Genomic DNA, 12,501 nt, shown 5'->3' on the forward strand with positions numbered 1-12,501 from the left:
GAAAGCTACCTCGCCGGCCTCCACCTCCGCGGCGCGATGATCTGGATCAAGGACCTCACCCGGACCCATTGATCACAACCAAATACACGACCTAGGGCCTCTCTTGTGGATCATGCCGGGCCGACCTGATCCATAAGAGAGGCCCTAGCCGGCGTTGAGGCCCAAGGAGCGGACGAGCTGGGCCAGTTCGCTGCGGAAGAGCTTGTCCGGGGCCGGCGTCTGGGCGCGCAGGTGGCCGTAGATCTCCAGTGCGACCAGCCCGTGCAGGTGTCCCCAGATCCGCAGGGCCAGGGCCACGCCCGCCGGGGGAAGGCCGGGGAAGGCCGGGCGGACCTTGCCCAGCAGGCCGGGATCGAAGTCCGCCCAGCTGAAGTCGCCGCCCTCGTGCGGTGGTTCGGCGTTCTCCCAGGCTGTGGCCGCGAGGGCGGCGATGCCGACGCAGACCCGCCGGGCGGCGTCCGGCGCGGCACCGCCTTCGGGGGCCCGGTAGCCGGGTACCGGGTCGCCGTAGATCAGTCGGAAACCCTCGGGGTTGGCCAGCGCCCAGTCGCGGAAGGCGTGCGCCCAGGCCTGGACCCGGGCCGCCGGATCACCCTGTGGCGAGGCGGCCCAAGCGGCGTCAAGGGCGTTCGCGAGTGCGGTGTAGACGTCCGCGATGAGCGCGGTGACCAGGTCGTCGCGGGTGGCGAAGTAGCCGTAGATGGCGTTGGCGGTCATGCCCATCTCGCGGGCGATCGCCCGCAGGGTGATCGCGTCGGGGCCGCCCGAGCCCATCAACTCCAGGGCCGTGCTCTTGATTTCGGCGGTCGTCTCGGTCCGCAGTCGCTCACGTCGTCCGGTGCTTCGGGTGCCTGCCACGGGCTCACTCTACAGCGTCACTGTGCTGATTGCCGTGCAAAAACTTCACGCCGTATAGTTTTGGAACGGCGTGAAGGCGTGGGCCTTCATGGCGCCATCCGGCATGAACAAGGGGAGAACCATGCACATCGGCATCATCGGAGCCACCGGCATCATCGGCAGCCGGGTTGTCACCGAGGCCCTCGGCCGCGGGCACCGCGTCACGGCGTTCAGCCGCGATGCCTCCGCGATCGACGACCGGCGAGAGAACCTCGGCTGGGCGAGCGTCGACGTCCTCGACGCGGCGAGCATCGCCGCAGTTCTGCCTGGTCTGGACGTGCTCATCAGCGGGTTCCAGCCCGGCAACGCGGCGAACGACATCGCCGACGCCGTCCGGCGCGCGATCGCCGACCCGACCGTGTACGCCACCGCCGCCCGGGCCCTGCTCAAGGCCCTGGAGTGCCACCCCCGTACCCGACTCATCGTCATCGGCGGCGCCGGCAGCCTGGAGATCGAACCGGGGGTCGTCCGCACCGACCACGACGACCTGGTGTACGAGGCCCTCGACGCCCTCGGCCTGCCCCGGGAGTACATCGCCGCCGTCCGCGGCCACCGCGACGCGCTGAACGTCCTGCGCACCTCGAACCGGCTCTGGACCTACTTCAGCCCCGCCGAGCAGATCGCCCCCGGCGAGCGCACCGGCCGCTTCCGCATCGGCGGCGACCAGCCCGTCCTCGACGCCGACGGCCTCAGCCGGATCTCGGCCGAGGACGCCGCGGTCGCCCTCGTCGACGAGGCCGAGCTGCCCCGGTTCGTCCAGCGCAGGTTCACCATCGGCTACTGACCGACGGGCACGGCCGGTCGGGCCCACGGGCGGCACGTGCCGACCTCGTGCCCCCGGGCGTCGGAGAGCTGCCGGACGAGTCGGAGGCCGGTGACCGCAACGGGTGGCCGGACCGGGGAAGTGGTCCGGCCACCCGTGAACCATGCGCGATCCGCGCCGTGCGAGGCCGGCTCGGCCGGGCGGTTCCCGGCGGTTCCCGGCGGTTCCCGGAGGGGCCTCAGGCGGCCGACGGGGTCACTGGGTCTGGTAGGCGTCGGTGATGGTCTGGTCGAGGGTGTTGCCGTCGGCGTCGGTCAGCTCGGCGCGCAGGGAGACGCCGGTGCCGGCGGGCGGGTTCTGGACCGTCACGGCGCCCGCTTCGAGCGGGAGGCGGGTCCACGAGGCGCCGCCGTCGGTGGAGGCCGAGACGGTCAGCGAGCGGGTGCGCCCGTCCGCGGCGGCCCCCTGGACGGTGACGGGGATCCGGAGCGCACCGCCGGCCGCCGCGGTGCCGGCCGGGCTGAGCTCGGGGGAGAACCGCACGACGCTCACCGGGAGCGCGGTCGCCTTGGTCGTGGTGGCCGAGGCGAAGGTCCAGGACGCGTTCACGTGGGTGGTGGCGCCGGTCGCGGCCTTGCGGGTCAGCGTGCTGGCCAGGCGGTACGAGGCCTTGCCCGGGGGCACGGTGAACTCGCCGCGTCCGGGTGCGTCGGACGCGGCGCCGACCAGCACGCCGTCGCGGTACAGCGAGGTGTACGCGGTGTCGAACGACGGGCTCCACGGCGCGTGGCCGTCGCCGTCGGCGAGCAGCGCGACGTTCGCGGTGATCCGGTCGCCGTCGCGTGAGACGGCGGGACGGCCGGTGAGCGCGGGGCCGAAGACCGGACCGTCGAAGGTGTGGGTGGTGGTGGCCCCGGCCCGTACGGCGATGCGGTCGGCGGTGTAGTAGTTCGGCGCGGTGCCGTCGGCGCGGGGGGCGGTGAAGGCGATGTCCCAGGTGCCGCGCTCGGGTGCGACGAGGAAGGTGGCGGTGCCGGGCGTCGGCATGGACTGGGAGACGCCGAGGGACGTTCCGTCGGCCGGCAGGAGGCTGAAGTGCGTGGTCCCCGTGCTGCCCGGCCCGACGGCGCTACGGATGTTCAGGGTGGCCAGCTCCTGCGCGGAGTAGTGCCGGGTGAGCCCGGTCAGCGCACGGGTGCCGGTGAAGGTCCGGCCGAGCGCGTAGTTGACGGTGTCGGTCTTCCAGTTGACGTCGATCCACTGCTTCAGCGCCCCGGCTTCGGTCTCGGGCCCCAGGTGGGCCACGCGCAGGTTCGGCGACCCGTTGAAGACGTTGCCGCTCCTGGTGACACCCTTGTGCGTGACCTCGACGAACGTCGAACCGTACGCGAAGCTCGCGGAGCCGTCCGGGGGGCGGACGTCGACGGGGACGGTGGTCCGCGCGTCGACGGTGACGGTGGTGTCCCGGTCGAGGTCGAGGCGCGGCTGGACGATCCAGTCCGTCCCGATCGTGCCGCTCGTCCCCTGGGTCGAGCTCAGGGTGCTGTCCAGCAGGTACCGGCCCTTCGGCAGCCGCACGGTGGTGACACCGGAGGCGTCCTGCTGTTCGAGGAACTCCTCACCGCCGCCCTCGAAGACCCCGACGACATGGGTGCGGTACTTCCCGGCCGGTTGGCCGGCGCGGTCCAGGTGCTTGATGGTGAGGGTGTACGTCTGCGGCTCCGCGGCGAAGGCCGCGCTGCCGAAGGCGGGGGTGGAGGTGCCGACCAGGGCGACGGCGACGGCCAGGGCCCGGAGGGCGTTGCGGCGGAGAACGGAACGCGGGGCGGAGCGGGGTGCGGAAGTAGTGGTCATGCTCTGTACTGCTCGGACCGGCACCGGAGTTCCTGTGAGCCGGACCACATCCGGGGTGGGGTGGCCCCCGGGGCGCGGCCGGCGCCTGTGGCGCAGGTCACCGGAACCGGGGCGGCGGACCGGGCAGGGCAGAGTGTGGAAGCACTCATGAGAACGCGTCTTCGCCGCGGCGACCCCGACGTCCTGGGCGAGCTGTACGACGAGCACGCCCAGGTGTTGTACCGCTACGCCCTCCGCGTGACGGGCGACTGGGCGGAGGCCGAGGACGTCGTCTCGACGACCTTCCTGGAGGCGTGGCGGGGCCGGGAGAAACTGCACCCCGACGGTGACGGGCTGCGCCCGTGGCTGCTGGGGATCGCGACGAACGTCATGCGCCGCAACGCCAGGGCCCGCCGGCGCCGTGACATCGCGCTCGCCCGGCTCCCGGAACGCGGCTCGGTCCCGGACTTCGCCGACGACCTGGTCGCGCACCTCGCGGACGTCGAGCACCTGCGTGCCGCGCACCGTGCGCTCGCTCGGCTCCGGCGCCGCGACCGGGAGGTCTTCACCCTCGTCGTGTGGGCCGGGCTGGACTACGCGAGCGCGGCCGAGGCGCTCGGCACGCCGGTCGGCACCGTCCGCTCGCGGCTGTCCCGGGCCCGGGCCCGACTGCGCGAACTCACCGAGGCGGAAGCCAGGGCCGAAGCCAAGGTTGAAGCCAAGGCCAGGGCCAGGGCCGGGGCCCGCGTCACCTCGGCGCGGCACCGGCACACCGGAACCGGAAAGCCCCCCGCGGCGGAGGGCCGGACCCCTTCGACCGTCACCGTCCTGCCCGTACCGGGCCGCATCCCCGCGCTCCGGCCGTCGATCCCGTCGATCCCGTCGATCCCGTCGATCCAGCCGATCCCGTCGATCCAGCCGATCCCGTCGATCCAGGAGAGCCCCAGATGAACGCCACCCCACGGCGTGGTACGCAGCGCCCGTCCGAGGAGTCCGAGCGCCGCGAACTCGCCGAGCTGCTGCCCCCGCCGACGGTGCCCGGCCTGGACGCGGATCGTCAACTGCGGCTGAGAGAGGAGCTGTTGCGCAGAACCGCCACGGCCGCCGAACCTCAGGCCCGCCCCGCCCCGCGGGCCCCGTACCGGCGTCCGGCCCGGTTCCGGATCGCGGTGCCGGCGCTCGCCTGCGCCCTCGCGGTCGTCGGCGTCGTGACGGTGGACCTCGGAGGTCCGGCCGGGCACGACCGCGCGGCGGTGGCCGGAGGTGGCGTCGCCGGCACCTCCCACGCGGTACAGCTGCTCGACCGCATCGCGCTCGCCGCCGCCGGAGCGGAGCAGTCGACGGTCCGCGCCGACCAGTTCGTCTACGTCGAGAGCAGGGTCGCCTACGCGGCTCAGAGTGCGGCAGGCGGTCCCGTGACCATGGCTCCCGTACACACCCGGCAGGTCTGGCTGTCCGCCGACGGCAGTGGCCCCGGTCTGCTGCGCGAGGAGGGCGGGCCCGACACCCGGCTCGGCGAGAACGGACCGGTCCTCCAGCTCGACCGGCCGGGGGAGACCGCCGGGCCCGACACCCCCCGCGGGAACGGTCCGTCGATCAGTGCACCGACCCACGCGTACGTCGCCTCGCTGCCCACCGACCCGGACGCCCTGCTGAAGCTGATCAGGGAACAGACCCGCGGCGAGGGCCAGGACCCGGACCAGCGGGCGTTCACGGCGATCGGCGACCTGCTGGCCGAGACCTGGGCGCCGCCGCAGGTCAGCGCCGCGCTCTGCCGGGCCGCCGAGCGGATCCCGGGGGTCACGGTGGTCGCTTCGGCCGTCGACGCCGCCGGACGCGAAGGCGTCGCCGTGGCCCGTACGGCGCACGGGCAGCAGACGCAGTGGGTCTTCGACCGGACCACGTACGCGTTCCTCGGCGAGCGCACGGTCCTCGCCGAGGCGGGCGACGCGGGGCCGGCCGGGACGGTGGTCGGCACCTCGGCGGTTCTCGCCAAGGCCGCGGTCGACCGCGTCGGCGAACTCCCGCGGACGGCAGGGTGACGCGGGCGGCCGAGGGCCGGCCGGTGGAGTGACGGCCGGCGGTCTCGGCGGATACCCCCCACCCTCGTCTCCCTCGATCCCAGTGCCAGGCGACTGTTGACTAAACCTTACCCCCCTAGGGTATGTTCTGCTCGTCCTCATGGGGTCGTCGACCCTGCACTCCTTCCGTTTCTGTGGCGGAAGTTGACGGCCGCTGCCCATCGCCGTGGGCCCCCTCGCCCGCGGCCGATACCCCTCACGGGTAGGGAGTAAGAAATGGCAACCGACAGCACCGGGCCGAACCCCCGGAGGTGGCGCGCACTCGCGCTGATCGCCGCCGCGCAGTTCGTGGTGATCATGGACACCTCCATCATCGGGGTCGCCCTGCCCAAGATGAAGGACGCCCTCGGCTTCGGCCAGGAGGACCTGTCCTGGGTGTTCAACGCGTACGTGGTGGCCTTCGGCGGTCTGCTCCTGCTCGGCGGACGGCTTTCCGACCTGCTCGGGGCCCGTCGCCTGTTCAGCGCCGGCTGGGCGATCCTCGGCGCCGGCTCGCTGCTCGCCGGCCTCGCCGGGAACGTCCCGACCGAGCTGGCCGGCCGCGGCGTCCAGGGCCTCGGCGCCGCGCTGATCGCCCCCTCGGCGCTCACCCTGCTGATGATGCTCTTCGGCGGCAATCCGAAGGAGCTCACCAAGGCCTTCGCCCTGTACGGCGCGGCGGCCCCGGCCGGCGGCACCGCGGGCGTCTTCCTCGGCGGCCTGATCACCCAGTACATCAGCTGGCCCTGGGTGTTCTACATCAACATCCCGGTGGCCGTGGTCGCGCTGCTCGCCACCCCCGCACTGATGCCCTCCTCGCCCCGGCGCAGCGGCGGCATCGACATCATCGGCGCGCTCACCGTCACCGGCGGTCTGGCCGCCGCGGTGTACGCCATCGTCCGCGCCCCGGAGGCGGGTTGGGCCTCGGCGCCGACCCTGCTGACGCTGGCCGGCGCGGCCGTGCTGCTGATCGCCTTCCTGGTCATCCAGGGCAGGCGCCGCGAGCCGCTGATGCGGTTGAGCATCTTCAAGGTGCCGAACCTCGGCGCCGCCAACCTCGCCCAGTTCCTGCTGGCCGCGGCCTGGGTGCCGATGTGGTTCTTCCTGAACCTCTACCTCCAGCAGGTGCTCCACCTCGGCGCCTTCGCCAGCGGCGCGGCCCTGCTGCCCATGACCGTCGCCATCATGGGCATCATGATCACCCTGGCGCCCCGGCTGATCGCCCGCTTCGGCCCCAAGGCGCTGGTCGTCACCGGCATGGCGGCTCTCGGCGCCGGTCTGTTCGGGCTCTCGCTGGCCCGCCCGGACGGCACCTTCTGGACCGACGTGCTGCCCGCCTCGCTGCTCGCCGCGATCGGCATGGCGCTCGCCTTCATCCCCTCCCTCGGCACCGCGATCTCCAGCGCGCCCCCGGAGGACGGCGGCCTCGCCTCCGGCATCGTCAACACCGGCTACCAGGTCGGCTCGGCGCTCGGCCTGGCCGCGATGACCGCGCTGGCCGGTGCCCGGACCCCGGACACCACCGTCGAGGGACTGACCTCGGGCTTCTCCGCGGCCTTCGTCGGCTCCGCGGCGATCGCCGCGGCCGGCGCCCTGCTGGCGGTGGCCACCCTGCGCACCCCGCGCCCCGAGGGCGCGGCCGACGCGTCGAAGTCCGCGACGGCGGCGTGAGGCCGTTCACCGTCCCACCGACGGGCGGGCCCCGCCCCGCCCGTCCCTCCGGGGGCGTGCTCGTCGTACGGGCGGCGCAGCGCCGGGTGTCGGCGCGCCACGGTTCCTGAATACCCCGTACAGGTATATGGTGACCGGCGCCCACCGGGGGACTCGCTCTGCGGAAGGCGGACCACATGCACGCGATCCTGCACGCGCTGTCCATCGCCGGATCGATGACCTGGGAGATCACCTGGGCCCTCATCCTCGGCTTCCTGCTCTCCGCCGTCGTGCAGGCCGTCGTCCACAAGGCCACCGTCGTCCGGTTGCTCGGCGACGACCGCCCCCGGACCCTCGCCGTCGCCGCCGGCCTCGGGATGGCCTCGTCCTCCTGCTCGTACGCGGCCGTCGCCCTGGCCCGCTCGCTGTTCCGCAAGGGCGCGAACTTCACCTCGGCGATGGCCTTCGAGATCGCCTCGACCAACCTGGTGATCGAACTCGGCATCATCCTGGCCCTGCTACTGGGCTGGCAGTTCACCGCGGCGGAGTTCATCGGCGGACCGGTGATGATCCTGCTGCTCGCGCTGTTGTTCCGGCTGTTCCTGCGCGAACGGCTGATCCGGGAGGCCCGCGAACAGGCGTCGTACGGGCGGGCGGGCTCGATGGAGGGCCACGCGGCGATGGACATGTCGGTGACGGGGTCGGGTTCCTTTGTCCGACGGCTGCTCTCCGGGCGGGGCTTCACCTCGGTCTCGCACGTGTTCGTGATGGAGTGGGCCGCCATCCTCAAGGACCTGGTGATCGGCCTGCTCATCGCCGGCGCCATCGCCGCCTGGGTCCCTGATTCGTTCTGGCAGGCCTTCTTCTTCGCCGACCACCCGCTCGCCGGAAAGATCTGGGGCCCGCTGGTCGGCCCGCTGGTGGCGATCGCGTCCTTCGTCTGCTCGATCGGCAACGTGCCGCTGGCCGTGGTCCTGTGGAACGGCGGAATCAGCTTCGGCGGCGTGGTCGCGTTCGTCTTCGCCGACCTGCTGATCCTGCCGATCCTGAACATCTACCGGAAGTACTACGGCCGCCGGATGGCCCTCTTCCTGCTCGGCACCTTCTACCCGGCGATGGTGCTGGCGGGCTATGCGGTGGAGTTGCTGTTCGGAGGGCTCGGCCTGATCCCGGACCGGCGGGAGGCGGAGATCCCGATGTCGGGCGTGGAGTGGAACTACACCACCTGGCTCAACATCGCCTTCCTGCTGCTGGCGCTGGGACTGCTCATCCGCTTCTTCCGCACCGGCGGCGCCGCGATGCTACGGATGATGGGTGGCGCCCCGGCCGCGGGCGGGCCCGCGGTCCACGACCACCACTGATGAGACTTGCGCGAGAAGTCGGCCTGGCCGACTTCTCGCGCAATGCTGTTCAGGTGCTGGAGAGTTCGCCGGTCTTGATGGCAGTAATGAACGCCGTCCAGGCGTCAGTGGGGAAGGCCAGAGCCGGGCCCTGGGGATCCTTCGAGTCCCGAACGGCCACGCCCCCACTGCTGACGACGAGCCCGGTCTCTACGCAGTCGTTCGCCTGTGCGCTGTAGCTGCTCTTGTGCCAGCCACGAGCGGAGATCTCCGGCGTGGTCATCTGCTCACCCTCTTGTCTGATCTCGAACTCACGATTCCGTTGCGATGGCGGTGATCATATCGATCGACTGGGCTGGGTTCAGGGCCGATGAGCGCAGGTAGTCGAAGACGAGTCCATAGCCGTCGAGTTCTGCTTCTTGCTCCAGGTAGTGGCTGCTGGTCAGAGTCTCAAGAAACACTGTCCCTGGAGCCGGTGAATCCGTGAATCCGAACATCACGAACGCGCCGCATGCTCCGGCGAGGGCGCCGACGCTGAGCGGGACAACCTGCAATGTGACGTTTGGGCGCTGCGCAGCCTCGACCAGGTAGTTCAGCTGTGCCCGCCGTACGTCGAGCCCGCCTACCGGGCATCGGAGGGCAGGCTCCCAGATGATTGCCCAGAAGCGTGCGGGATCTGATTTGGCCAGGACGGCCTTGCGTTCCATCCGCACCTTGACCAGTTGGTCGATGCGCTCAGGGCGGACGGCAGCGGGGTTCGCCGCGAGCAGGGCTCGGGCATAGTCCTCGGTCTGCAAGAGGCCAGGCAGAACCAAAGGTTGCCACGTTTGGATGTACCTGGCGTCGCCTTCCAGGTAGAGGAAGTCCGCGTACTCGACTGGAATCGTGTCACCGTAGTCGTGCCACCAGCCGCGCTTCTTGCTCTCACGGGCGAGAGTTTCGAGAGCGTCTCTGTCGGACGGTTCGGTGACGCCGTAGAGATCCAGCAGGATCCCGAGATCCAAGCGCCGGATCCCCACTGAGCCGGTCTCTATCCGGCTGATCTTCGCGCGGGAGCACTTGAGGGATCCGGCTGCATCCTCCGTGGATTTGTTCGCGATCTCCCGGAGCCGTCGAAGCTCCGAGCCCAGCCGACGGCCGCGCACGGTCGGCCTTGGTCCGTCGTTCATGCTCGATCCTCTCTTGCCCTATCCAGCATGCATTGTGACGGAGTGTCGGGGCCAGGCGCGCCGAATTGCAAATTGCAGACTTCACGTTGCGGACCGCATCGGCGCGGTGCACACTTACGGAGTGTGGTGCACCGCACCACGCAGCGTGATCCTGGCGGATCGTCGCTCGGGCATTCCCATGCCTCTCGCCGCCCTTCGGATCGCGATCTTTCCCATCACCCCCGGAGGAGGCCCCGCCATGCCCGAAATGCTGGAGAAGCCGCCTGCCCCTGCGAGTGAGTGCTCGTGGTGGCTGCCCAGGAACCGCAAGTCCGCCGGCTACGCCCGGCGACTGCTCCGAGCCTTCCTCGACGAACAGCCCGATGGCGAACGGTTCCTCGACGCCGCCGAGTTGGTGCTCAGCGAGCTCGTCGCCAACGCGGTCCTCCACGCCAAGACCCCGCCGGGACGGTTGATCTACATCCGGTTCGACCTGTACCCCGACTCGCTCCGCATCGAGGTCCACGACACCGACGCCAACCGGCCGTCGCTGCCGCACCCCGCCGCCGAGCACGACGAGACCGGGCGCGGGCTCTGGCTCGTCTCCCAGCTGGCGTCCGGCTGGGGCTGCTGCCCGCGTGCGGGTGGCATCGGCAAGGTGATGTGGGTGCTGATCACCGGAGGCGCACAGTGAGCGTCGAACTCCCCTTCCCCGTCACCGTCGAGATCAAGGGCATCACGAACGTCGCCACCTTCGCCAAGCTCTCCGACGCCCTCGACGCCATCCGCACCAGCCTGGCCCGGCTCCCGCTGGACGACGACCAGGCCGGCTACCTCGCCGACCACTTCAGCGAGGCCTCCGCCGGGCGGATCGCCCACCAGCTGGTCGAGTTCGGCGAGGTGCGCGCGATCGCCTTCGTCGGCATCGAGTCCGCCCACCCGATCCACCTCTGCGCGGCGGCGCCCGAGTGATCCGTCGGCTCACCTGGGCCCGCATCGAGATGTGGTGGTGCCTCAGCGCCCAGTTCTCCCGTCCGATCCGCGCCACCAGCCCCCGCCGCCAGGCCGCCCACACCGAGATGCAGCTCTGGGCGGCCACCCCGGGCAACGCGGAAGCCCTTCTCCTCGCCGTGCTCCGGCAAGCCGCCCGACACCCGTCCGGGTGAACAGAGGTGCCGGGCGATCCCCCCGGATCGCCCGGCACCTTCCGTGCGGGCCTGCTCAGTGCTGGTGCGCGCGGGCCATGGCCGCCACGGCCACCACTGAGACTCGCCCGCTTCACGTGATGAAGTGGAACCCCTCGTGCTGCCAATCCAGTTCGCACCCGGGAGTGGGGCCAGGAAGCCGTGGGCTCCTGATCTTGCCGGACGCCCTTTCCTCCCACGGCATCTCGACTACGCTCGCCAGGGTCACGGCCAAGATCGAACGAGGGGGTACGCCCATGCCGTACGAGACCGGCGCGAAGGTGAGACTGACCAGGGATGTGCAGGTCACCGCAGACGGCACAGCGGCCAGGACTGGCTTTCCCGGTCCGCTGTTCCTGGCCGAGGGCTTGCAGGGCATCGTCACGGGCTCGGCGAAGGAAGCCGGCGGCGTTGCCCAGGACCACCTCGCGAGCTTCGACCAGCAGATCCGCGGCCGCCAGTTCGATCCCTTCGCGGCCGGCCTGATCGAGAACCTCCGTCAGCAGGTCATCCAGCACTCGGGGTACGACGGCGGAGCCGGTGCTCGGATCAGGTACAAGGTGCGCTTCGAGAACGGGTTCGTTCTCGACGGTCTTGAAGAAGACTGGCTGACCGGAGCCTGAGTACCCGCCCCCGCGGGCCTGCGGGGGAGCGGTAAAGCGGTGACGGACGGAAAGCCGGCGAAGGGGCCTCACCGGCCATGGTGCCGGTGCGGCGCTGCGATCAGCCCGGGTAGGTGATCGAGCCCAGCGGCGGGCAGGGGATGAGCATGGTGCCGACGCCGGGGCGTTCGACGAAAGCCCGGGCCGCGGCGGCCTGTTGGCGGCGGGATTCCAGGTCGTCGGCGTACCGGGCGTCGTGCCTGGCGCGGGTGTAGTCCCACGTGTCGTCGATGAGACTGAGGCTGGTGTTGCCGGAGCTGCGCTGGAACTCCGCCTTGAGGGCGGCCTGCTGGAGTGCGGTCTGGGTCGCGGCGAGATCGATGCGGGTGATCAGGACGCCGAGGGTGTTCGGTTCGCGGGTCGGCATGGGGGCCTGCGGGAGCAGGGACACCCCGGTGTCGAGGCGGCCGATGTTGTCGACGGTCGCTTGCTGGGCGTCCCTCATCATGATCTGCATTTCCTGGTGCAGCCAGAAGAACTCGTCGAGGTCGGCCGGGGTGACGCGCATCCGCCGGTACAGGGCCTGGAAGCGGGGATCGTGGTGCAGCGGGCGCACGAGGGCGATGTGGAGGGCCACGCAGTCGTTGTAGCCGGCTGCCACCGCGGCGTCGAGGTGGTGGATGGCCTGGTCCGTCTGTCCGTGTGCGCAGGCCAGGCCGGCGAGGCCCGAGTGGCCCGCAGCGGCGAGCCACGCGCCGTCGGGGCCGAGCGCCGTGGCACGCGCGACGACGTCGTGGAGGCCCCTGGTGCCCGCCACGGCGGGTCCCTTGGTCAGGTGCTCCACCAGCACTTCGTGAAGACGGGTGGCCAGTGAGTTGACGGTGTCGACCATGGATCTCCTCGGACCTCGGTGGTGAAGAGCTGCAGGGGCGTCGAGTCTGTGGCCCCCCTGTGGAGATGACGGGCGGACGGGGTGAGCGGTTCCTGTTCGTGCCCGGCCGTGATCACGAGAACTGCCGCCTCG

14 protein-coding genes are annotated in these 12,501 nt (G+C 71.2%); 9 read left to right on the top strand and 5 right to left on the bottom strand.

Going from position 1 to position 12,501, the window contains the following annotated elements; all coding sequences use genetic code 11:
• Positions 1–144: 144 nt before the first annotated feature.
• Positions 145–858 (bottom strand): TetR/AcrR family transcriptional regulator, encoded by a 714-nt coding sequence (locus ACIRRH_RS29255; protein ID WP_403073367.1) that lies wholly within the window; start codon positions 856–858, stop codon positions 145–147.
• A gap of 121 nt (positions 859–979) precedes the next feature.
• On the opposite strand from ACIRRH_RS29255, the gene ACIRRH_RS29260 reads away from it, so the two are divergent.
• Complete coding sequence (locus ACIRRH_RS29260; protein ID WP_403073369.1) at positions 980–1,681, top strand: NAD(P)-dependent oxidoreductase; 702 nt, start codon at positions 980–982, stop codon at positions 1,679–1,681.
• 234 nt (positions 1,682–1,915) lie between these two features.
• On the opposite strand, the gene ACIRRH_RS29265 is transcribed toward ACIRRH_RS29260, so the two are convergent.
• Positions 1,916–3,514: a serine protease gene (locus tag ACIRRH_RS29265; protein ID WP_403073370.1), complete on the bottom strand. Its 1,599-nt coding sequence runs from the start codon at positions 3,512–3,514 to the stop codon at positions 1,916–1,918.
• 147 nt (positions 3,515–3,661) lie between these two features.
• Here ACIRRH_RS29265 and ACIRRH_RS29270 point away from each other — a divergent pair, with 147 nt between their 5' ends.
• The 4 genes from ACIRRH_RS29270 to ACIRRH_RS29285 all read left to right on the top strand — a co-directional run bounded on the left by ACIRRH_RS29270 (position 3,662) and on the right by ACIRRH_RS29285 (position 8,564).
• Positions 3,662–4,444 carry an RNA polymerase sigma factor gene (locus tag ACIRRH_RS29270; RefSeq protein WP_403073372.1) on the top strand — a complete coding sequence of 261 codons (783 nt, stop codon included), beginning with the start codon at positions 3,662–3,664 and terminating at the stop codon, positions 4,442–4,444.
• Positions 4,441–5,535 (top strand): CU044_5270 family protein, encoded by a 1,095-nt coding sequence (locus ACIRRH_RS29275; RefSeq protein WP_403073374.1) that lies wholly within the window; start codon positions 4,441–4,443, stop codon positions 5,533–5,535. The genes ACIRRH_RS29270 and ACIRRH_RS29275 overlap by 4 nt, the downstream gene beginning before the upstream one ends.
• Before the next feature lie 255 nt (positions 5,536–5,790).
• On the top strand, positions 5,791–7,224 hold the full coding sequence (locus ACIRRH_RS29280; RefSeq protein WP_403073376.1) for an MFS transporter: 1,434 nt from the start codon (positions 5,791–5,793) through the stop codon (positions 7,222–7,224).
• A gap of 176 nt (positions 7,225–7,400) precedes the next feature.
• Positions 7,401–8,564, top strand: a complete 1,164-nt coding sequence (locus ACIRRH_RS29285) for a permease (protein ID WP_403073377.1) — start codon at positions 7,401–7,403, stop codon at positions 8,562–8,564.
• A gap of 49 nt (positions 8,565–8,613) precedes the next feature.
• Here the strand turns inward: ACIRRH_RS29285 and ACIRRH_RS29290 are convergent, their stop codons facing one another.
• Positions 8,614–8,826 carry a DUF397 domain-containing protein gene (locus ACIRRH_RS29290; RefSeq protein ID WP_403073379.1) on the bottom strand — a complete coding sequence of 71 codons (213 nt, stop codon included), beginning with the start codon at positions 8,824–8,826 and terminating at the stop codon, positions 8,614–8,616.
• 28 nt (positions 8,827–8,854) lie between these two features.
• Positions 8,855–9,712 (bottom strand): helix-turn-helix domain-containing protein, encoded by an 858-nt coding sequence (locus tag ACIRRH_RS29295; RefSeq protein ID WP_403073380.1) that lies wholly within the window; start codon positions 9,710–9,712, stop codon positions 8,855–8,857.
• A 238-nt stretch (positions 9,713–9,950) separates the two neighbouring features.
• Between ACIRRH_RS29295 and ACIRRH_RS29300 the strand changes: the two genes are divergently transcribed.
• The 4 genes from ACIRRH_RS29300 (at position 9,951) to ACIRRH_RS29315 (ending at position 11,498) form a co-directional block, all read left to right on the top strand.
• The gene (locus tag ACIRRH_RS29300) at positions 9,951–10,385 is read left to right on the top strand and encodes an ATP-binding protein (protein WP_403073382.1); all 435 of its coding nucleotides are present in this window, start codon (positions 9,951–9,953) and stop codon (positions 10,383–10,385) included.
• Complete coding sequence (locus ACIRRH_RS29305) at positions 10,382–10,663, top strand: hypothetical protein (protein WP_403073383.1); 282 nt, start codon at positions 10,382–10,384, stop codon at positions 10,661–10,663. The genes ACIRRH_RS29300 and ACIRRH_RS29305 overlap by 4 nt, the downstream gene beginning before the upstream one ends.
• Positions 10,660–10,857, top strand: coding sequence for a hypothetical protein (locus ACIRRH_RS29310; protein ID WP_403073385.1), 198 nt, complete (start codon positions 10,660–10,662; stop codon positions 10,855–10,857). Before ACIRRH_RS29305 ends, ACIRRH_RS29310 begins: the two co-directional genes overlap by 4 nt.
• Before the next feature lie 275 nt (positions 10,858–11,132).
• Positions 11,133–11,498: a hypothetical protein gene (locus ACIRRH_RS29315; protein WP_403073386.1), complete on the top strand. Its 366-nt coding sequence runs from the start codon at positions 11,133–11,135 to the stop codon at positions 11,496–11,498.
• Positions 11,499–11,598: 100 nt separating this feature from the next.
• Here the strand turns inward: ACIRRH_RS29315 and ACIRRH_RS29320 are convergent, their stop codons facing one another.
• Positions 11,599–12,369 carry a hypothetical protein gene (locus ACIRRH_RS29320; protein WP_403073388.1) on the bottom strand — a complete coding sequence of 257 codons (771 nt, stop codon included), beginning with the start codon at positions 12,367–12,369 and terminating at the stop codon, positions 11,599–11,601.
• Between the last annotated feature and the right edge of the window lie 132 nt (positions 12,370–12,501).

The organism is Kitasatospora sp. NPDC101235, from assembly GCF_044767505.1.
Taxonomy (GTDB): domain Bacteria; phylum Actinomycetota; class Actinomycetes; order Streptomycetales; family Streptomycetaceae; genus Kitasatospora.

Excerpts from the sequence above, each read along its gene's own strand:
- ACIRRH_RS29295 (WP_403073380.1), bottom strand. The coding sequence starts at position 9,712 with ATGAACGACGGACCAAGGCCGACCGTGCGCGGCCGTCGGCTGGGCTCG.
- ACIRRH_RS29300 (WP_403073382.1), top strand. The coding sequence starts at position 9,951 with ATGCCCGAAATGCTGGAGAAGCCGCCTGCCCCTGCGAGTGAGTGCTCG.
- ACIRRH_RS29270 (WP_403073372.1), top strand. The coding sequence starts at position 3,662 with ATGAGAACGCGTCTTCGCCGCGGCGACCCCGACGTCCTGGGCGAGCTG.
- ACIRRH_RS29285 (WP_403073377.1), top strand. The coding sequence starts at position 7,401 with ATGCACGCGATCCTGCACGCGCTGTCCATCGCCGGATCGATGACCTGG.
- ACIRRH_RS29275 (WP_403073374.1), top strand. The coding sequence starts at position 4,441 with ATGAACGCCACCCCACGGCGTGGTACGCAGCGCCCGTCCGAGGAGTCC.
- ACIRRH_RS29260 (WP_403073369.1), top strand. The coding sequence starts at position 980 with ATGCACATCGGCATCATCGGAGCCACCGGCATCATCGGCAGCCGGGTT.
- ACIRRH_RS29315 (WP_403073386.1), top strand. The coding sequence starts at position 11,133 with ATGCCGTACGAGACCGGCGCGAAGGTGAGACTGACCAGGGATGTGCAG.
- ACIRRH_RS29320 (WP_403073388.1), bottom strand. The coding sequence starts at position 12,369 with ATGGTCGACACCGTCAACTCACTGGCCACCCGTCTTCACGAAGTGCTG.
- ACIRRH_RS29280 (WP_403073376.1), top strand. The coding sequence starts at position 5,791 with ATGGCAACCGACAGCACCGGGCCGAACCCCCGGAGGTGGCGCGCACTC.
- ACIRRH_RS29265 (WP_403073370.1), bottom strand. The coding sequence starts at position 3,514 with ATGACCACTACTTCCGCACCCCGCTCCGCCCCGCGTTCCGTTCTCCGC.
- ACIRRH_RS29290 (WP_403073379.1), bottom strand. The coding sequence starts at position 8,826 with ATGACCACGCCGGAGATCTCCGCTCGTGGCTGGCACAAGAGCAGCTAC.